General features: G+C 64.7%; 19 protein-coding genes. 11 read left to right on the top strand and 8 right to left on the bottom strand.

The features are described from left to right. A partial coding sequence (locus tag CTR53_RS05020; protein WP_290809694.1) for an inorganic diphosphatase occupies nucleotides 1–266 on the bottom strand: 266 nt, incomplete at its 3' end. Nucleotides 267–438: 172 nt separating this feature from the next. On the opposite strand from CTR53_RS05020, the gene pyk reads away from it, so the two are divergent. Together pyk and CTR53_RS05010 are read left to right on the top strand one after the other, a co-directional pair. Beyond that, nucleotides 439–1,860, top strand: a complete 1,422-nt coding sequence (pyk, locus tag CTR53_RS05015; RefSeq protein ID WP_290809693.1) for a pyruvate kinase — start codon at nucleotides 439–441, stop codon at nucleotides 1,858–1,860. After that, complete coding sequence (locus CTR53_RS05010) at nucleotides 1,860–2,192, top strand: DMT family protein (protein ID WP_290809692.1); 333 nt, start codon at nucleotides 1,860–1,862, stop codon at nucleotides 2,190–2,192. Before pyk ends, CTR53_RS05010 begins: the two co-directional genes overlap by 1 nt. A 3-nt stretch (nucleotides 2,193–2,195) precedes the next feature. Here CTR53_RS05010 and CTR53_RS05005 read toward each other — a convergent pair whose 3' ends face one another. Further along, entirely contained in the window at nucleotides 2,196–2,735 is a 540-nt protein-coding gene (locus CTR53_RS05005) for a tetratricopeptide repeat protein (RefSeq protein WP_290809691.1), read from the bottom strand. Between the two features lie 139 nt (nucleotides 2,736–2,874). Here CTR53_RS05005 and CTR53_RS05000 point away from each other — a divergent pair, with 139 nt between their 5' ends. Genes CTR53_RS05000 through CTR53_RS04990 form a run of 3 tightly spaced genes read left to right on the top strand, consistent with a single transcriptional unit; the run spans nucleotide 2,875 to nucleotide 4,640 of the window. Continuing rightward, on the top strand, nucleotides 2,875–3,264 hold the full coding sequence (locus CTR53_RS05000) for a hypothetical protein (RefSeq protein ID WP_290809690.1): 390 nt from the start codon (nucleotides 2,875–2,877) through the stop codon (nucleotides 3,262–3,264). A 60-nt stretch (nucleotides 3,265–3,324) separates the two neighbouring features. Next, nucleotides 3,325–3,867 (top strand): RNA polymerase sigma factor, encoded by a 543-nt coding sequence (locus tag CTR53_RS04995; protein WP_290809689.1) that lies wholly within the window; start codon nucleotides 3,325–3,327, stop codon nucleotides 3,865–3,867. After that, nucleotides 3,864–4,640, top strand: coding sequence for an anti-sigma factor (locus CTR53_RS04990; protein ID WP_290809688.1), 777 nt, complete (start codon nucleotides 3,864–3,866; stop codon nucleotides 4,638–4,640). Before CTR53_RS04995 ends, CTR53_RS04990 begins: the two co-directional genes overlap by 4 nt. Before the next feature lie 4 nt (nucleotides 4,641–4,644). Here CTR53_RS04990 and CTR53_RS04985 read toward each other — a convergent pair whose 3' ends face one another. From CTR53_RS04985 to phaR, 6 genes are all read right to left on the bottom strand, one after another. Beyond that, nucleotides 4,645–5,514 (bottom strand): alpha/beta hydrolase, encoded by an 870-nt coding sequence (locus CTR53_RS04985; protein ID WP_290809687.1) that lies wholly within the window; start codon nucleotides 5,512–5,514, stop codon nucleotides 4,645–4,647. A gap of 7 nt (nucleotides 5,515–5,521) precedes the next feature. Further along, nucleotides 5,522–6,502, bottom strand: a complete 981-nt coding sequence (locus CTR53_RS04980; RefSeq protein ID WP_290809686.1) for a 2-dehydropantoate 2-reductase — start codon at nucleotides 6,500–6,502, stop codon at nucleotides 5,522–5,524. Then, nucleotides 6,499–8,031, bottom strand: coding sequence for a glycerol-3-phosphate dehydrogenase (gene glpD / locus CTR53_RS04975; RefSeq protein ID WP_290809685.1), 1,533 nt, complete (start codon nucleotides 8,029–8,031; stop codon nucleotides 6,499–6,501). Before glpD ends, CTR53_RS04980 begins: the two co-directional genes overlap by 4 nt. Nucleotides 8,032–8,086: 55 nt before the next feature. Further along, nucleotides 8,087–8,548, bottom strand: coding sequence for a hypothetical protein (locus CTR53_RS04970; protein WP_290809684.1), 462 nt, complete (start codon nucleotides 8,546–8,548; stop codon nucleotides 8,087–8,089). Nucleotides 8,549–8,617: 69 nt separating this feature from the next. Then, the gene (locus CTR53_RS04965) at nucleotides 8,618–10,453 is read right to left on the bottom strand and encodes an adenylate/guanylate cyclase domain-containing protein (RefSeq protein ID WP_290809683.1); all 1,836 of its coding nucleotides are present in this window, start codon (nucleotides 10,451–10,453) and stop codon (nucleotides 8,618–8,620) included. An 81-nt stretch (nucleotides 10,454–10,534) separates the two neighbouring features. Further along, nucleotides 10,535–11,425 (bottom strand): polyhydroxyalkanoate synthesis repressor PhaR, encoded by an 891-nt coding sequence (gene phaR, locus CTR53_RS04960; RefSeq protein WP_367158939.1) that lies wholly within the window; start codon nucleotides 11,423–11,425, stop codon nucleotides 10,535–10,537. Between the two features lie 71 nt (nucleotides 11,426–11,496). Here phaR and CTR53_RS04955 point away from each other — a divergent pair, with 71 nt between their 5' ends. From CTR53_RS04955 to CTR53_RS04930, 6 genes are all read left to right on the top strand, one after another. Continuing rightward, a complete protein-coding gene (locus tag CTR53_RS04955; RefSeq protein WP_290809682.1) occupies nucleotides 11,497–12,783 on the top strand; it encodes an alpha/beta fold hydrolase in 1,287 nt (428 codons plus the stop codon). Between the two features lie 106 nt (nucleotides 12,784–12,889). Beyond that, the gene (locus CTR53_RS04950) at nucleotides 12,890–14,065 is read left to right on the top strand and encodes an acetyl-CoA C-acetyltransferase (protein ID WP_290809681.1); all 1,176 of its coding nucleotides are present in this window, start codon (nucleotides 12,890–12,892) and stop codon (nucleotides 14,063–14,065) included. A gap of 140 nt (nucleotides 14,066–14,205) precedes the next feature. Beyond that, on the top strand, nucleotides 14,206–14,928 hold the full coding sequence (phbB, locus tag CTR53_RS04945; RefSeq protein WP_290809680.1) for an acetoacetyl-CoA reductase: 723 nt from the start codon (nucleotides 14,206–14,208) through the stop codon (nucleotides 14,926–14,928). 160 nt (nucleotides 14,929–15,088) lie between these two features. Continuing rightward, on the top strand, nucleotides 15,089–15,541 hold the full coding sequence (locus CTR53_RS04940; RefSeq protein ID WP_290809679.1) for a hypothetical protein: 453 nt from the start codon (nucleotides 15,089–15,091) through the stop codon (nucleotides 15,539–15,541). Nucleotides 15,542–15,627: 86 nt separating this feature from the next. Further along, entirely contained in the window at nucleotides 15,628–16,440 is an 813-nt protein-coding gene (locus CTR53_RS04935; RefSeq protein ID WP_290809678.1) for a class I SAM-dependent methyltransferase, read from the top strand. 62 nt (nucleotides 16,441–16,502) lie between these two features. Then, on the top strand, nucleotides 16,503–17,165 hold the full coding sequence (locus CTR53_RS04930; RefSeq protein ID WP_290809677.1) for an isoprenylcysteine carboxylmethyltransferase family protein: 663 nt from the start codon (nucleotides 16,503–16,505) through the stop codon (nucleotides 17,163–17,165). Nucleotides 17,166–17,209 lie beyond the last annotated feature (44 nt).

Below are 17,209 nucleotides of genomic sequence, written 5' to 3'. Positions count from 1 at the left end.
CGCGAGCGGATCACGGCACCAGGCACCACCGGCACATGGCTCACCACCATGATGTCGCAGGGGTCGCCGTCATTGCTCAGCGTATGCGGGATGAAGCCGTAATTGGCCGGATAGAACATGGCGGTGTGCAGGAAACGGTCGACGAACAGCGCGCCGGAATCCTTGTCCAGCTCGTATTTCACCGGCACGCCGCCGGCCGGAATCTCGATCACGGCGTTGATGTCATAAGGCGGGCTCTTACCCACCCCGATGCGGGCGATATCCATTTGGGCGGTCCTTCGGACTCGATGGGGGATGCAGAAAGGCGGGCCCCTTTTCGCACTTGCAGCAAAAAACGCAACCGCTTGATCCCTAATATTTTCGTCGCAGAAATGGGCAAAGTCTTTAATTCAAAAGAAACGGGCGGTGACTAATATGAGGCTGAATAGCGGGGTGAGGATGCATCGGGAACGCAACGTCAAGATCGTCGCCACGCTGGGCCCGGCCTCCAGTACACCGGACCGTATCCGGGCGCTGGCCGAGGCCGGCGCCGATGTCTTCCGCCTCAATTTCAGCCATGGCAGCCACGACGACCACCTGGCCCGCATCCGCGACGTGCGCGCGCTGGAACAGGAGACCGGCCGGCCGATCGGGCTGCTCGCCGACCTGCAGGGACCCAAGCTGCGCATCGGCAGCTTCAGGGATGGCGCCGTCGAACTGATCCCGGGCCAGAATTTCCGCCTCGATATCGAAGGCACGCTCGGCGATGCCACCGGCGTGACGCTGCCGCATGCCGAAGTGCTCGGCAGCCTGAAGCCCAATACCGACCTGCTGCTGGATGACGGCAAGATCCGTCTGCGCGTCAAGGAAGTCGGCTCGGGGCGGGCGATGACCGAAGTGGTGGTCGGCGGCCGGCTGAGCGACCGCAAGGGCGTCAACCTGCCCGATACGGTCGTACCGCTCTCGGCGCTGACGCCGAAGGATCGCGCCGATCTGGCTTTCGCGCTGGCGCATGGCGTCGACTGGGTGGCGCTCAGCTTCGTGCAGCGGCCGGACGATCTGCGTGAGGCGCGCAGTCTGATCCAGGGCCGTGCCGCTCTGCTGGCCAAGATCGAAAAGCCCTCGGCGATCGATACGCTGGACGAGATCGTGGAGCTGAGCGACGCACTGATGGTGGCGCGCGGCGATCTCGGCGTCGAACTGCCGCTGCAGACCGTGCCCGGATTGCAAAAGCGCATCGTCCGCACCGCGCGGCGCGCCGGCAAGCCCGTCGTGGTCGCCACCCAGATGCTGGAAAGCATGATCAAGGCGCCGGTGCCGACGCGCGCCGAAGTCTCCGATGTCGCCACGGCGGTCTACGACGGCGCCGATGCGATCATGCTGTCGGCGGAGTCGGCCTCGGGCGACTATCCGATCGAATCCGTGCGCACCATGGACCAGATCGCGCGCCAGGTGGAACGCGATCCGCTCTATCGCGGCATCATGGATGCCGAGCATAACAACCCGGAAAGCACGGCCTCTGACGCCATCACGGCCGCAGCACGACAGGTGGCGGAAACCATCAACGCCGCCGCCATCGTCACCTATACGATGTCGGGCTCGACGGCCCTGCGCGCGGCGCGCGAACGGCCGCGCGCGCCGATCCTCTGCCTCACCCCGCTGGTCGACACCGCGCGGCGACTGACGATTGCCTGGGGCGTTAATACCGTGGTGGCACCGGACGCGATCAACTTCGCCGACATGATCGCCAAGGCCACGGCGCTTGCACGCGCCAGCGGTCTGGCCAAGCCGGGCGACAACCTGGTGGTCACCGCCGGCGTGCCATTTGGCTCGCCCGGCAACACCAACGTGCTGCGCATCGCCCGGGTGGACGCGATCTGATGACGACGATCCTGCTGCTCATCGGCTCGAATGTGCTGATGACCTTCGCCTGGTACTGGCACCTGAAATTCCCGGAGCAGGTGCTGTGGAAAGTGATCCTGATTTCCTGGGGAATCGCCTTCTTCGAATACTGCCTCGCCGTGCCGGCCAACCGCATCGGCTATACCACCGGCGGCTTCACGGCCGCGCAGCTCAAAGTGATGCAGGAGGTGATCACGCTCGGCGTCTTTGCACTGTTCGCGGTCTTCTATCTGGGCGAGGGGCTGCGCTGGAATTACTTCGCCGCCTTCGCCTGCCTGATCGGCGCGGTCTTCTTCATTTTCCAGAAGTAGGAATTACAACTCGCGCGCGTCGATCTTGCGGCGCAGCTCTTTCAACTTGTCGGCGCCGTCGGTCAGATGCGGATTGGCGGCCAGGGCGCGGCGATAGGCCTTCAGCGCTTCCGGCAGATTATCCAGCCGCTCCATGATGGTGCCCAGCCCGGACAGGGCGCCGAAATGCCGCGGTTCCAGTTTGAGCGTGCGTTCGATATCCGCGACCGAGCCGGCATAGTCGCCGGCCAGGAAACGCACGGTGGCGCGCTTGTTATAGGCCTCGGCGAAATCGGGCTTCAGTTCGATCATGGTGGAGAAAATCTCCTGGGCGCGGGGATAGTCGCCTTTTTCCATCACCGCGATGCCGCCGCCCATCAGGGCATCCAGCGTGTCGGATTCCGACTTCGACCAGGCCGCCCAGATCTGACGTTCCAGCTGCTTGGCTTCGATGGGATTCTGGGTTTCCTGCAGTTTTTCAAACAGGCCATCAACCGCCGACTGTGCCTGCGCAGGCAGCACGGGCAGCAGCAGGACAAGCGCCAGAGTCGCGAAAATCCGCATGCAGGAATGGTAGGTCCGCCGCTGCGGCCCGGCAAGTCACGGAATCTTGTGTCGGGCGCGGAATAAAACCGGAGCTCAATGGTCTTTCCTGCAGCGGCGGCCATGCAGGCTGCCCGCAACCGTGAAAAGGGGAGTTCCGATGACGATGCGCAACCTGATGCTGTCCGCCCTGCTGGTGACAGGCCTTGCCGCCTGCGCCACCCAGGCCACCGCACCCGCCGTGCCGGGCGATACCGCAATCGGCAAGGTGCTGGTCGATGCCAAGCGCATGACGCTCTATACCTTCGACAAGGACACCATGCCGGGCAAGTCGGTCTGCAACGGGCCGTGTGCCACCAACTGGCCGCCGCTGGTCGCCAATGCCGGCGACATGGCCCAGGGCAGCTGGACCGTGATCACTCGCGACGACGGCAGCAAGCAGTGGGCCTACAAGGGCAAGCCGCTTTACGGCTGGGTCAAGGACACCAAGCCGGGCGACACCACCGGCGACGGCTTCCTGAACGGCGCCTGGCACGCCGCCAAGCCGTAACGGAGAGGCTCCGGCGGGCGGTGGCTGTCATCGCCGCCTGCCGGGCCTATACTCTGCGCCATGCTGTTCCGCCGCCCGCCGCATCCGATCGAGGCCGAAATACCCCGGCTGCGGCGCTTTGCACTGGCGCTGACGCGCGACCGCGAAACCGCCGACGACCTGGTGCAGGATTGCGTGGCCCGCGCACTGGCCGCCTGGGCGACGCGGCGCGGCGACGATGCGGCGCTGCGCCCGTGGCTATTCACCATCCTGCACAACCGCTGGCGCACGCGGCAGCAGCGCGAATGGGCGAGGCCGGACCGCATCTCGCTGGAAGATGCCGGCGAGGGACCGGAGGTCAGCGGCGGACAGTGGGAAGCGCTGGAACTACGTGATCTGGATGCAGCTTTGGCGAAACTGCCCGGGGACCAGCGTGCTGTACTGCTGCTGGTTGGCGTTGAGGGATTGAGTTACGAAGAGGCCGCGCGCGTGCAGAACGTGCCGACCGGCACGGTGATGTCGCGGCTGGCGCGGGCGCGCGACCGTTTGCGCGCATTGATGGATGGCGAACCGCCGCAAGCCAGCGAAGGCAGCGGACGGGCGCATCTGAGGAGGGTGAAATGAGCGGCAGAGCGGCAGCAGCCATCACCGAGGCCGATCTGGTTGCCTATGTCGACGATCGGCTGTCCACCGAGCGCCGCGCTGATGTCGAGGCGCATCTGGTGCTGAATGCCGAGGATGCCGCCCGTGTCGCCGCGTGGCAGCAGCAGGCCGACGATCTGCGCGCCCATTTCTCGCGCGAGTCCGACGAACCCGTGCCGGCAGAAATGGCGGCGCTGTTTGCCGCGCAGCGTCCCTCCGTTCTCGGGCCCGTGCTGCGCATCGCCGCCGTGCTGGCGCTGGTGCTGCTGGGCGCCGGTGCGGGCTGGTATGGTCGCGGTGCCTTTACCCCAGCCGGTGTCGTCGCGGCATTGCCGCAGGAAGCGACGCGCGCGCATCTGGTCTACAGCCGCGAAGTGCTGCATCCGGTCGAGGTGACGGCCAAGGAAGAGCAGCATCTGGTCGCCTGGCTGTCGAAGCGATTGGGCACGACGCTGAAGGTGCCGAGCCTGTCGGGTCAGGGCTTCGGCCTGGTCGGTGGGCGCCTGCTGCCGGCATCCAGCGGCAATCACACGGCTGCGCAGTTCATGTATGAAAATCGCCAGGGCCAGCGGCTGACGCTCTATGTGCGTTCGGGCGAAAGCGGCGGCGATACGTCCTTCCGCTTCACCGGCGAAGGCAACGCCGTGGCCTTCTACTGGATCGAAGACGGTTTCGGCTATGCGCTCACCAGCGAGACCGGTCGAGACGCGCTGCTTCCGGTGGCGCGCAGTGTCTATGAGCAACTGACGCGCTAGACGATCAGTCTTGGCCGAAAACCTGCTGCAGCAGCGCCGCGCCGAGCGGATGTTTCGGATCGGCAGCGGCGAATTTGATGGTGAAATGGTTGCCGTTCGCCATCTCCAGCAGGCTTGAGCGAATCCCGGCATCGCGGCAGGCCTGATGGAAGTCGATGCTCTGGTTGCGCCATGCCTCGGGCTCGTCGGCGCCGTAGGACACCAGCACCGGGCCTTCGATCTTCGGCGGGAAGTTGGTGACGCTGTTGCGGGCCGCCATCGCGCTGTCCAGCCGGATACTTTCATTCACGCTGATCTGCAGCACCGGTTCCAGCGAGAAGACGCCGCTGATCAGGCCGAGCGACGCCACCGCCGGCTGTGCACCGAGGTCTTTCGGCCAGGGCGCCGCCACCATCATGGCGGCCAGATGCGCGCCGGCCGAATGGCCGATCACATGCAGCTTTGCAGGATCGGCGCCCCATTCGGCAGCTTTGCCGGCAACATGCACCAGCGCGTCCTGCATCTGGCGCACGATGGCGTCCAGCGTGACCTGCGGGCAGAGATCGTAATTCAGATTCACGACAACAGCGCCGCGGTCGAGATAGGGCGGCAGTGCGAAGGTCATGGTGTTCTTGTCGAGACCGCGCCAGTAGCCGCCATGGATCACCACCACCAGCGGTGCGCCGGATTTGACGTTCTTCGGCTTGTGCAGGTCGTAGGTCTGCAGCGGACCGGCGCCGTAGCGCAGGTCGTAGTCGCCGCCGATGGCCTCGCGGGTGGCAGCGGATTTCGCGCTGTAAGCATCGAAATGCTGCTGGAAGTCCGGCACGGCCGAGCGCGGATTGTATTGAGCTTCGAGCTGGTCCCGTGAAAGTTTACGCCAGTCAAAGCTCATATCCGCCTCACTCGTTGTAGGTTCCAGCCGCCCGGGCACGCACTTTTAGCAGTGCCAGCACGGTGTCGATGGTCGGGGTTGCGATCTGCAGCTGGCGCGCCAGTTCGGCGATCACGCCAATCAGGCCGCCGATTTCCATCGGCCGGCCGGCTTCCAGATCCTGCAGCATTGAGGTCTTGTGCGGGCCGACCTTCTCGGCCATGCCCATACGCTCCTCGACGCTGACCGGGAAAGCAATACCAAGCTTCTCGCCGACCAGTTTCGATTCTTCCATCATGGCACCGAGCACAAGGCGGGCGTCGGCATCGCGCGACAGGCCTTCGAGTGTGCCATGGGTCAGTACGCTGACCGGATTGTAGGACAGATTGCCCCACAGCTTGGTCCAGATTTCCTGACGGATGTTGTCGAGTACCGGCGCGTCGATGCCGGCGGCGATCAGCGCGGCACTGATGCGCTGCACGCGTTCGCTGCGGCTGTTGTCGGGTTCGCCGAGCGGCAGGCGGTTGCCGCTGCCGTGACGAATGACGCCGGGCGCGGAAATTGCGCCGGCCATCCACACCACGCTGCCGATGGCGCGCTGCGGTCCGATCCGATCCCACTGCAGGCTGCCGGGATCGACCGAGGCGATGCGGTAGCTATCCAACGGCCCGCCATGCTTGTGGAAATACCAGTAGGGCACGCCGTTCATCGCCGTGATCATGGCGGTATCAGCGCCGAACAGCGGCAGCATCTTCTCCGCCATGGCCGGCACGGCCGGTGCCTTCAGGCTGAGGATCACCAGATCCTGCGGCCCGGCTTCGGCCGGATCGTCGGTGCAGGCCGGATGCGTGACGAAACGCTCGTCCTTGCTCTCGATGGTCAGGCCGCTGCTGCGAATGGCATCGCGATGTAGGCCACGCGCGATCAGCGTCACGTCATGGCCGGCACGGGCGAGCAGTCCGCCGACATAGCCGCCAATGGCGCCGGCGCCAACAACTGCGATCTTCATGTGCCGGCTTCCACGTTCGGCCGATGCTGCGCCATCCAGTGCGCCAGCCGCTCACGGTCGGTGGCACTGACCCACAAGCCGCATTTGGTGCGGCGCCACAGCACGTCATCGGCCTCGCGCGCCCATTCGCGGCGCATCAGGTAGTCGACTTCGCGCGAATACAGCCCGCCACCGAAGCTTTCACCCAGATCGCTGGCCCATTGCGCATCGCCGAGAATGTCGAGCGCGGCGCTGCCATGGCGGCGTGCCAGGCGTGCCAGCCAGGCCGGATCGAGACCGGGATATTTGTGACGCAGGTCGGCGACGAAGACATCGAAGGCCATGCCCAGTTCACCACCGGGCAGCGGCTTGCTGCCCGACCACGGCTTGCCCATCTTCGGATAGAAGGGCGCCAGCTTTTCCAGCGCGTGTTCCGACAGACGGCGATAGGTGGTGAGCTTGCCGCCATAGACCGACAGCAGCGGCGGCTCGCCGGACTTGCCTTCCAGGTCGAGCACATAGTCGCGGGTGATCGCGGAAGGATCGCTGTCGCCGTCGTCATAGAGCGGACGGACGCCGGCATAGGACCAGACGATCTGCTCCCGCGTCACCGGCTGTTTGAAATACTCGCTGGCGGCGTCGAGCAGGTAGGTGGTCTCTTCCTCGCTGATGCGCGGCGGACCTTGCCATTTCTCAAGCTGGATATCGGTGGTGCCGACCAGCGTGAAATCGCGCTCATAGGGAATCGCGAAGATGATGCGGTTGTCGGCATTCTGGAAGATGTAGCAGTGATCGCCGTCGAACAGCTTTTTGGTAACGATGTGGCTGCCCTTGATCAGGCGCACGCTGTTCTTGGGGTTCTGGCCGAAAGCGCCGGTCAGCGTCTCGCGCACCCAGGGACCGCCGGCATTGACGATGCCGCGCGCCGTCACTTCGCGGCTGACATTGGTGACCTGGTCGGTCAGCGTGACATGCCACAGACCGCCTTCGCGCCGCGCCGCGGTCACCGCCGTACGGGTGAAAATCTGCCCGCCCATGCTGCGCGCCGCCATGGCGTTCAGCACCACCAGGCGGGCGTCGTCGACCCAGCAGTCGGAATATTCAAAACCGCGCTTGAACTCTTTCTTCAGCGGACGGCCACGGGCATCGCCCTGCGTGAAATCGAGGCCGACCGAGCCGGGCAGCGTGAGGCGGCCGGCGAGATGGTCGTAGAGGAACAGGCCAATGCGGATCATCCAGGCCGGACGCAGGCCGGGATGGTGCGGCAGCACGAAGCGCAGTGGCCAGATGATATGCGGTGCCATCTTCATCAGCACTTCGCGCTCGCCCAGCGCCTCGCGCACCAGGCGGAATTCGTAATGCTCCAGATAGCGCAGGCCGCCATGGATCAGCTTGGTGGCGGCCGAGGAGGTGGCGCCGGCCAGATCGCCGCGTTCGGCGAGGATGATGCTGAGGCCGCGTCCGGCGGCATCGCGGGCGATGCCCGTGCCGTTGACGCCGCCGCCGACGATCAGAAGGTCAGCCGGTTCAGAAGCGACCGGAAGGGACATGGGGAAAACCTGACAAGACCGCTGGGAAGCCAGCCAAAAGGCCGGAAAGCGGTCTTTATACGGTCATGCTCACTTGCTGTGCAAGGTCGAGGTCCAGCCGGCCGCGTCGGCCGCCGCTCCGGTAGGCCTGGATGGCCTCCGCCCGCGCTTCGTCGGAAATCGGGGTTTCCTCCGTCTGGGCGATCTGCTGGGTATGCCAGGTGTTGAGGCCGAAAGCCTCGCGCCAGGCCTTGCGACGCTCCAGATGGGGCGGAATCTCAATATTGGCTTCGGGCGCTTCGCCCCGATCGGTCCGGCGGCGCAGCAGCTGGCTGATGGCGGCCCCGGCGGCATCCCGGGTTTTCTGCAGCAGGCCCGCTTTGGGAGCCGCGGCCTGGTCAGCGGTTTCATCAGTGGTGCTGAACCGCTGGGTCGAGGCGGCGGACTGGCGCTTGCGCTGGGCGATTTCGGAGGCGGATTCGGGCTGCTGGCCGCCAACTGGCGAAAGTGCCGTGCCGATGCCGAAAATATTGGTCATGACGCCCCGTGAATCCGGGTCGGACTCAAGCAGGGATTCGGTAAATAGGGGGTTAACCGGACGGCAGACTCACGGCTTTGCCGGCTCATCCAGCCGATAAACCTCGATCTCGCCCAGACGGCCCTTCACGGCGATGCGGCCGATATGCGGCGGCTGCGGGTTCAACTGCGCCGCCGCGACGGTTTCCGAACTGGCCAGCGCGATGAACTGCTCACCCTCCACCTGGTGGTTATGGCCAAGCTGTTCGAGTCGCTGGGCGGTGTTCACCGTATCGCCGACCACGGTGTAATTGATGCGACCGGGAGCGCCGATATTGCCGATCACGACCGGACCCGAATGCAGGCCGATCCGCATGCGCAGCACCGGTCTGCCGAGCATGACGCGTCGCGCGTTGTCGGCCGCCAGCGCCTTGCAGATCTCATCCACAGCGCGGCAGGCATGGGCGGCGTGGTTCTCGTCGCGCTTGATCGCGCCCCAGACTGCCATCACGGCGTCGCCGATGAACTTGTCGACCACCCCGCCGGCGGCTTCGATGCAGGCGGTCACCAGTGCGAAATGCTCATTCAGGATATCGGCGGTTTCCTGCGCGCTCATCTGTTCCGACATGGCCGTGAAGCCGACCAGATCGGTGAACATCACAGTGACGGGGCGTTCCTTGCTGGTGTTGATCGCATCCTCGCCCTCGCGCACCAGCCGATTGACCAGCTTGCGTGGCACATAGTTCCCAAACCAGCGCAAAGCGGCATTGGCGGAATTGATCGCCTGGGCCGCATCGTCGAGTTCGCGCAGACGTGTGCGTTCCAGCGGCGGCGTATCGAAATCCAGATTGCGCAGGCGGCTCGCGGCGTTGCCGATGGCCAGCAGCGGTCGACGGATCAGCACACCGAGGCGCCAGGCCACCAGCAGCGACAGGATCAGGCTGATGCCGCCAACAATCGCGGAAAGCCGTATGCGGTTGACCTCGGTCTCGACCAGATCGAAGGGGAAATAACGGCCGACAATCCAGGGTGTGTCGCCGTAGTTATTCAGGCGGCGGTACACGAAAATCCAGCGCCGGCCTTCCGCTTCGACGATATGCGCGCCGTCGCTGCCCAGCATGGCGCGCGCCGTTGGCATGTCGATCTGCCCGCTCCAGATTTTCCGCAGGACAGGATCGTGAATCTCTTCCAGCCGCGGCACCGGCTTCTGCATCGACAGCTTGTAGTCATGGTTCAGCAGCGTGGGATGCGCCAGCACGGCATCCTCACCATAGAGAATGAAATTCACCGCTTCGCCGTCGGCGCTGTCGGTTTCCAGCAGGCGCGTCAGCGTGCCGAGCGAAACCACGGCCAGGGCTTCGCCGACGAAGACACTGTCGACTACCACAGGCGCATGGGCATTGATCAGCGCCTGGCCGATGGCGGGATTCCAGATCAGCGCGCCCCAGCCGACCGGATTGCGGTAGGCGTCTGTACGACCGGCAGTTTCGCGCAGGCGCCGCACGGCTTCCTCGCGGGCGGGTCTGTCATAGTAGTCGGCGATCGAATCATGCAGCGGTTCGTAGCGCCCGCTGGGGCTGCGCTCCACGCGGGTCGCGATCAGATCGTTGCGCAACAGGCCGATGGCATCGACCTGCGGCAATGCATCCAGCGTCGCGGTCATGTAGTCGGTCAGGCGGCCGATCTCGTTGATGCCGATCTGGCGGTTCTGCAGCCGCTGGCGCAGCGCTTCCACCTGTCGTGCGGCCGTATCGAGCTGCAATTGCGTGCGTTCGGTCAGCCGGGTGACAATGCGGTCGTTGCGGTCGCGCAGCAGTTCGACCGTGTTGAGGCGACCGCTGACCAGCGCGATGCCATAGGCGATGCCGGCCAGCAGCATCAATGCGCCGACGCCCAGTGTCAGCACGCGCGAAATCGAGACGCGCACGCGACGGCGGCCCGCCTCGGGCGGCGGGCTGACGGTTGGCAGGGAGTCAGTCAAAGACGGATGGGCAGCGGAACGCGCTGCTTACCCCTTGGTTCGGGCAAGCGCTTCGACCTGCTTGCGCAGTTCTTCCATCTGTTTCTTCAGGGCGTCGACCTCGACCGGCTCGCCGGGCTTGTCGCCCGCGCCGATCGGCTTGTCGCCCTCGGCGCCGCCGGCAACGAAGGGATTGAACATGGTCATGGCGCGCTGGAACATCTGCATGTTCTGGCGGCCCATTTCCTCGATGCTGCGGAACGGGAACATCTCCCCGAAGGATTCCGCCATATACTGGCGCATCTGGTCCTGGTTGCGCTGGAACGAGGTCATCGAAATCTCGAGATAACTCGGCACCAGGGTCTGCAGGCTGTCGCCGTAGAAGGAGATCAGCCGACGGAGGAACCCGATCGGCAGCAGCTGCTGGCCGCCCTTGGATTCTTCCTCAAAGATGATCTGGGCCAGAACGCCGCGGGTGATGTCTTCGCCGGTCTTGGCATCCTCGACGAGGAAATCCTGGCCGTCCTTCACCATCTGGCACAGGTTTTCCAGGGTCACATAGGAAGACGTTGCCGTGTTGTACAGCCGCCGGTTTGCATACTTTTTGATCTTAATGGCGGGCGCGCCTGTCGTCTGAGCCCCCGTCGTCTGGTCAGTCTCGGCCACGGTCCTGCGCTCCCTCGGATTTGTTAAAAAGTATTTCACATCATTATCGTATGTATACGCAAGGGTCTTGTGCACCGCGAAAAGATAGCCCGGTCCGGGCCGCCGGTGTAGGCTGCCGGGCATGGACGATCCGAAGGCAAAAGCGGGCAACGACGCCGGATCTGCTCCGGGGGCAGGCGATGCCCAGGGGCTGGCCCAGCGCTTCCTCGATCTCTGGCAGGAACAGGCCGGATTGCTGGCAACCGATCCGAAACTGGCGGAACTGTCGGCCAACTGGCTGAGGCTCTGGCAGCAGGGCGCCCAGAATGTCCAGGCCGCCGCCGCGCAACAGCAGGGAGGCGGACATGGCACGCCCGGGAACTCGTCTGGGCCCAAGGCCGCTGCCGCTGCATCTGGCCACCACCAACCTGATGCTGCTGAGCTCGCTCGCCGCCTGGCCGATTGCGAAAGACGGCTCGCTGCCCTGGAAGGCGCACTTGCAGCAGCCGTTCAGCAGCCTGCTGCCCCAGCTCGCAAACGTCGATCCAAATGAGTTCAACGCCGCGCTGATCCACGCCGGTCTGGCGCGGATGGGTGCGATGACGGCCGGATTGCGGCGCTATCGCGCGCATGGCTGGCATCGTGACCTGCCCGATCCGCCGGTGGCGTGGCGCGAGGGCGGATCGCGTCTGCTGTCATATGCTGAGCGTGGCCTGCCGGTGCTGCTGGTGCCATCGCTGGTCAATCGCGCCTATGTGCTCGATCTCGCCGAAGGCCAGAGTCTGGCGCGCTGGCTGACACAACAGGGGCTGCGACCCTGTCTGCTCGATTGGGGCGATCCCGGCGCGGCCGAGCAACAGTTCGATCTCGCCGCCTATATCGCACGCCTCCGCCGCGCGCTGCGTCATCTGCATGACAGCAGCGGGCAGGCTCCGCTGCTGGTCGGTTACTGCATGGGCGGCAACCTCGCGCTCGCGGCTGCATTATCCGCACCCGACGATGTTGCCGCCCTGGCATTGCTGGCGACACCATGGGACTTCCACGCCGGCGGGGCGCATCAGGCAGCTTTGGTGCAGGCGCTGGCGCCTGCGCTGGTGCCGGCGGCAGCAAGGCCGGGCGAAGTACCGCCGATGCTGGATGTCGACATGCTGCAGGCTTTCTTCTGGGCGCTCGATCCATTCACGGTGCTGAAGAAGTTCACGCAGTTCGCCGCCATGCCGGATGGCAGCGAGGCCGAACGCCGCTTCGTGGCGATGGAAGACTGGCTCAACGACGGCGTGCCGCTGGCCGGCAAAGTGGCGCGCGAATGCCTGATCGGCTGGTATGGCGACAATCGCCCGGTGGCCGGGCGCTGGATGGTGGATAGTCGCGCCGTGCAGCCGCAGGACTGGAAGAAGCCGGCTCTGGTGGTGCTGCCCGAGCGCGACAAGCTGGTGCCCAGGGACGGCGCTGCAGCTCTGCTGGCACAGATGCCGCAGGCGGCGCGGCTGGATGCGCCCAGCGGCCATATCGGCATGATGGTGGGGCCGCGTGCCGAGGCCGGGCTGTGGCGACCGCTGGCCGACTGGCTGCTTGCCGTTGGGTCCGCTCCGGGAACGGAGAAAAAACCGCGAGCCGCAGTTCGGCATCGTGCGACCAAAGTGCAGCGATAAAGGCGGTTTTTACTCAGACAGGGGTCTTGCTGCACCTGCGAAAAAGCCGGTATCGTTTCCGTCATAAATCGTCTCGCCTCAATTTAGTCGATCCGTGGAGGACCCCATGACTGACATCGTCATCGCCAGTGCCGCGCGTACGCCGGTGGGCTCGTTCAACGGCACGCTCAGCAGCGTGCCTGCCCATTATCTCGGCCAGGTTGCCATCGACGGTGCATTGAAGCGCGCCGGCGTGCAGCCCAGTGAAGTCAGCGAAGTGATCATGGGTCAGATTCTGACGGCGGCGCAGGGCCAGAACCCGGCGCGCCAGGCCTCGATCAATGCCGGCCTGCCCGTCGAAGTGCCGGCCTGGGGCGTCAACATGCTGTGCGGCTCCGGCCTGCGCGCGGTGGCGCTCGGCTTCCAGGCGGTGAAGAACGGTGACAGCGCGATTGTCGTTGCCGGCGGCCAGGAAAGCATGAGCCAGGCACCGCATGCAGCCTATCTCCGCGCCGGTCACAAGATGGGTGACCTCGGCTTCGTCGACACCATGATCCGCGACGGCCTGTGGGACGCCTTCAACGGCTACCATATGGGCAACACGGCCGAGAACGTCGCCAAGCAGTTCCAGATCACCCGCGAGGCGCAGGACGAATTCGCGGTGAAGAGCCAGAACAAGGCCGAGGCCGCGCAGAAGGCTGGCAAGTTCAAGGACGAGATCGTTCCGGTCACCATCAAGGGTCGCAAGGGCGACACGGTGGTGGAGAATGATGAATACATCCGTCATGGCGCCACCATGGATTCGATGAAGGGCCTGCGCCCGGCCTTCTCGAAGGACGGCAGCGTCACTGCCGGCAACGCGTCAGGCATCAACGACGGCGCTGCTGCTGTGGTGCTGATGAGCGCGGAGGAAGCCAAAAAGCGCGGCGTGAAGCCACTGGCGCGTATCGTCAGCTGGGCGCAGTCGGGCGTCGATCCGTCGATCATGGGCACCGGCCCCATCCCGGCGTCGCGCGAAGCGCTGAAGCGCGCCGGCTGGAAGGCCGGCGATCTCGACCTGATCGAGGCCAACGAGGCCTTCGCCGCGCAGGCCTGCGCGGTCAACAAGGATATGGGCTGGGACACCGACAAGGTGAACGTGAATGGCGGCGCCATCGCCATCGGTCATCCGATCGGCGCTTCGGGTGCGCGCGTGCTGGTGACCTTGCTGTACGAAATGCAGCGCCGCGATGCCAAGAAGGGCCTTGCCACGTTGTGTATCGGCGGCGGCATGGGCATTGCCATGTGCGTTCAGCGCGACTGACGCATTCGACCAAAGGCCGGGAGGGGGTATCCCGGCCTTTGCGTTATATCTTTGCGTTATCAGGGGGCTGCGCGGCGCACATCTGACACCGAACGCCTGTCGCAGCGTTTAGAAAAAGAAGTTCAACAGGAGGAATGTGCATGTCCCGCGTAGCGATCGTCACCGGCGGAACCCGAGGTATCGGTGCCGCGATTTCCAAGCTTCTGCATCAGAGCGGCTACAAGGTGGCGGCGAACTATGCTGGCAACGCCGAGCGCGCCAAGGCCTTTGAATCCGAGACCGGCATCAAGACCTATCAGTTCGACGTCTCGAACTACGACGACTGTGTCAAGAACGTGAAGCAGATCGAGCGCGACCTCGGCCCCGTCGACGTAATCGTCAACAACGCCGGCATCACGCGCGATGGCACCATGCACAAGATGAGCCCCGAACAGTGGCAGACGGTGATCGACACCAATGTCGGCGGCTGCTTCAACATGTGCCGCGCCGCCATCGACGGCATGCGCGAGCGCGGCTTCGGCCGCATCGTCAATATCGGTTCGATCAACGGCCAGGCCGGCCAGTACGGTCAGGTCAACTATGCCGCCGCCAAGTCGGCGATCCATGGCTTTACCAAGGCGCTGGCGCAGGAAGGTGCTGCGCGCGGCATCACCGTCAACGCGATTGCGCCGGGCTACATCGATACCGACATGGTTTCGGCGGTGCCAGCCAATGTGCTGGAAAAGATCGTCGCCAAGATTCCGGTCGGCCGGCTTGGCCGTGCCGAGGAAATCGCCCGTGGTGTACTGTTCCTGGTCGCCGATGAAGGCGGTTTCATCACCGGCTCGACGCTCAGCATCAACGGCGGCCAGCATATGTACTGATCCTCTGGCGGATTTCCGCCAAAGTCTGAAATCGCCGCCGGCGCGCAGCTGGCGGCGATTTTTGTTTTGTCACAGCTGCATTCTCCACAAATCCGCCATCATCGCAGCCCAGCTTGTTGCCAGTGAAGTCTGGCATCATTGCAGTCCAGGAGGCTGTGTCATGATCCGCCCTGCGGTCGGTTTTGGATGGGTTGCTGCGATTGCGCTGGGTGCAGGCCTGCTGGTCGCTCCCGCGCCGGCGAAGGCCGACAGTTTTTCCTTCGGTTATTCCAGCGGCTATAGCCACCCGCGGTATTACCGCGATTACGGCCACCGCCATCATCCCCACAGCTACTACAGCTATCGCAGTTACTGGGGCCCGCCGGCCTATTATGCGCCGCCGCCGCGCGTCGTCGTTGTGCAGCCGCCGCCGGCCTATTACTCGCCGCCGCCGCCGGTGGTGTATGTGCCACAGGGCCAGCTTTCGGCCGTGCCGGCCTCGCCGGTCTATCAGGCTGCCAATGGCCAGTATTGCCGCGAATACCAGTCCGGGGTCACGGTGGCCGGTCGGGTTCAGCCGAGTTACGGCACGGCCTGCCTGATGCCCGATGGCGCCTGGCGCGTCGTGAACTGAGCCACAGCACAACCACAGGATAGTCACGCCCAAGCAGGCCCATGGCCTCTAACTCTGCCTGCAAGACAGCAGCAGAGGAAAGTCGTGTGACAGCATTGCGTCGGGCGTATCTCAAACGTGGCTATCGCAAAGTCGGCGGATGGCTGTTTCCCTATAGCGCCAGGTTCATAGACGGGCTGCTCGATCTGCAGCTTGAAGCGGATGTGCGCGGCGCGGTGGGCGAGATCGGCGTGCACCATGGCAAGCTGTTCATCCTGCTGGCGCTGGGCCGGCGGCCGGACGAGGCCGCGTTCGCCATCGATGTATTCGGCGACCAGCATCTTAATGCCGACGATTCCGGCGCCGGCGATCGCGGCATATTTCTGGCCAATACCCGGCGCTGGCTGGCCGCGGAAACCGGACGCCTCGATGTGCTGCAGCGGTCGTCGCTGGAGGTGCGGCCCGAAGACATTCTGGAACGCAGCGGTCCGGTGCGCATGGCCTCCATCGATGGCGGTCATACCGAGGAATGTGTGATCAACGATCTGATGCTGGTGCAGTCGGTGCTGGCGCCGAAGGGCGTGGCGATCCTGGACGATCATTTCAACGAATTCTGGCCGGAGGTTTCGTCCGGCGTGGCGCGGTATCTGCTTGATCCGTCCGCCCGTCTGCGGCCGTTCGCGATCACGCCGAACAAGACCTATTTCGCCGCCGCCGAGGATGTCGGATTCTATCGACGCAGTCTGCGCAGCCGGAATGACTACTATTACGAAAAGAGCGCGCGTCTGCTGGACAGCGAACTCGATATCTTCGGCACGCAGCCCTGGACCTTCTCGATGAAGAAGCGTGCGATCGAGTGGATCAAGGCCACCCCGGCGGGCCCCTATGCGCGGGCGCTGCGCCGCAGGCTGGCCCGCTGATGTAAGGTTGCTGCAAGGCCAGCGGAGTAACAGGGCAGGATTCCAAAGGAGAAGATTCCGCCATGTTCATCCACGCCCTGCTTATGCCCCGGCCTGCGGGTGCGGAAAGCGCACCGGAGTCGTTGTCCGGCCTGCAGCAACGCCGCAAGCGTGTCGTCCTGATCAGCGGCCTGCTGCTGCTGGTCGCGCTGCTGTTCTCGGACGCGCTCTGGCCGTCTGGCAGCATCCTGCATGAAAGCAGCGAGATGCTCGGCTATGCCCTGATCTTCCTGTGCATCGCCGGACGCAGCTGGTGCTCGCTCTATATCGGCGGACGCAAGAAAGCCCAGCTGATAGAGGAGGGGCCTTACTCGGTCAGCCGGAATCCGCTCTACCTGTTTTCTGTCTTCGGCGGCATCGGGATCGGTTTGCAGACCGGCAACCTCACGACGGGCCTGGTCTGCGGCCTGTTCGTCTTCGCGATTTTCAGCGTGGTGATCCAGCGCGAGGAAACTTTCCTGATCTCGCGCTTTCCTGCGGCCTTCGCGACCTATGCGGCACGCGTGCCGCGCTGGGGGCCGCGCCTGTCGCGCTGGCAGTCCAGCGAGGAACTGCTGGTGCGGCCCCGCTTCGTGTTGATCACTTTCCGCGATGCGCTGGGTTTTCTCGCCGCGATCCCCCTGTTTGAAGTTGTGGAATGGGCGCAGGGTGCCGGCTGGCTGCCGGTGCTGTTGCATCTGCCGTGAACGGCAGGCTGCCGTAGACGAAAGTTCGGGGCTAAATCGCGGGG

This window comes from Ferrovibrio sp. (assembly GCF_002796975.1).
Taxonomy (GTDB): Bacteria; Pseudomonadota; Alphaproteobacteria; order Ferrovibrionales; family Ferrovibrionaceae; genus Ferrovibrio.
The sequence above is the reverse complement of the archived record's forward strand: the minus strand, read 5'-3'. Positions and strand labels throughout refer to the sequence as shown.

What these genes read in the sequence shown, in the direction of transcription:
- pyk (WP_290809693.1), top strand. Translation starts at nt 439, where the DNA reads ATGCATCGGGAACGCAACGTCAAGATCGTCGCCACGCTGGGCCCGGCC.
- CTR53_RS05010 (WP_290809692.1), top strand. Translation starts at nt 1,860, where the DNA reads ATGACGACGATCCTGCTGCTCATCGGCTCGAATGTGCTGATGACCTTC.
- CTR53_RS05005 (WP_290809691.1), bottom strand. Translation starts at nt 2,735, where the DNA reads ATGCGGATTTTCGCGACTCTGGCGCTTGTCCTGCTGCTGCCCGTGCTG.
- CTR53_RS05000 (WP_290809690.1), top strand. Translation starts at nt 2,875, where the DNA reads ATGACGATGCGCAACCTGATGCTGTCCGCCCTGCTGGTGACAGGCCTT.
- CTR53_RS04995 (WP_290809689.1), top strand. Translation starts at nt 3,325, where the DNA reads ATGCTGTTCCGCCGCCCGCCGCATCCGATCGAGGCCGAAATACCCCGG.
- CTR53_RS04990 (WP_290809688.1), top strand. Translation starts at nt 3,864, where the DNA reads ATGAGCGGCAGAGCGGCAGCAGCCATCACCGAGGCCGATCTGGTTGCC.
- CTR53_RS04985 (WP_290809687.1), bottom strand. Translation starts at nt 5,514, where the DNA reads ATGAGCTTTGACTGGCGTAAACTTTCACGGGACCAGCTCGAAGCTCAA.
- CTR53_RS04980 (WP_290809686.1), bottom strand. Translation starts at nt 6,502, where the DNA reads ATGAAGATCGCAGTTGTTGGCGCCGGCGCCATTGGCGGCTATGTCGGC.
- glpD (WP_290809685.1), bottom strand. Translation starts at nt 8,031, where the DNA reads ATGTCCCTTCCGGTCGCTTCTGAACCGGCTGACCTTCTGATCGTCGGC.
- CTR53_RS04970 (WP_290809684.1), bottom strand. Translation starts at nt 8,548, where the DNA reads ATGACCAATATTTTCGGCATCGGCACGGCACTTTCGCCAGTTGGCGGC.
- CTR53_RS04955 (WP_290809682.1), top strand. Translation starts at nt 11,497, where the DNA reads ATGGCACGCCCGGGAACTCGTCTGGGCCCAAGGCCGCTGCCGCTGCAT.
- CTR53_RS04950 (WP_290809681.1), top strand. Translation starts at nt 12,890, where the DNA reads ATGACTGACATCGTCATCGCCAGTGCCGCGCGTACGCCGGTGGGCTCG.
- phbB (WP_290809680.1), top strand. Translation starts at nt 14,206, where the DNA reads ATGTCCCGCGTAGCGATCGTCACCGGCGGAACCCGAGGTATCGGTGCC.
- CTR53_RS04940 (WP_290809679.1), top strand. Translation starts at nt 15,089, where the DNA reads ATGATCCGCCCTGCGGTCGGTTTTGGATGGGTTGCTGCGATTGCGCTG.
- CTR53_RS04930 (WP_290809677.1), top strand. Translation starts at nt 16,503, where the DNA reads ATGTTCATCCACGCCCTGCTTATGCCCCGGCCTGCGGGTGCGGAAAGC.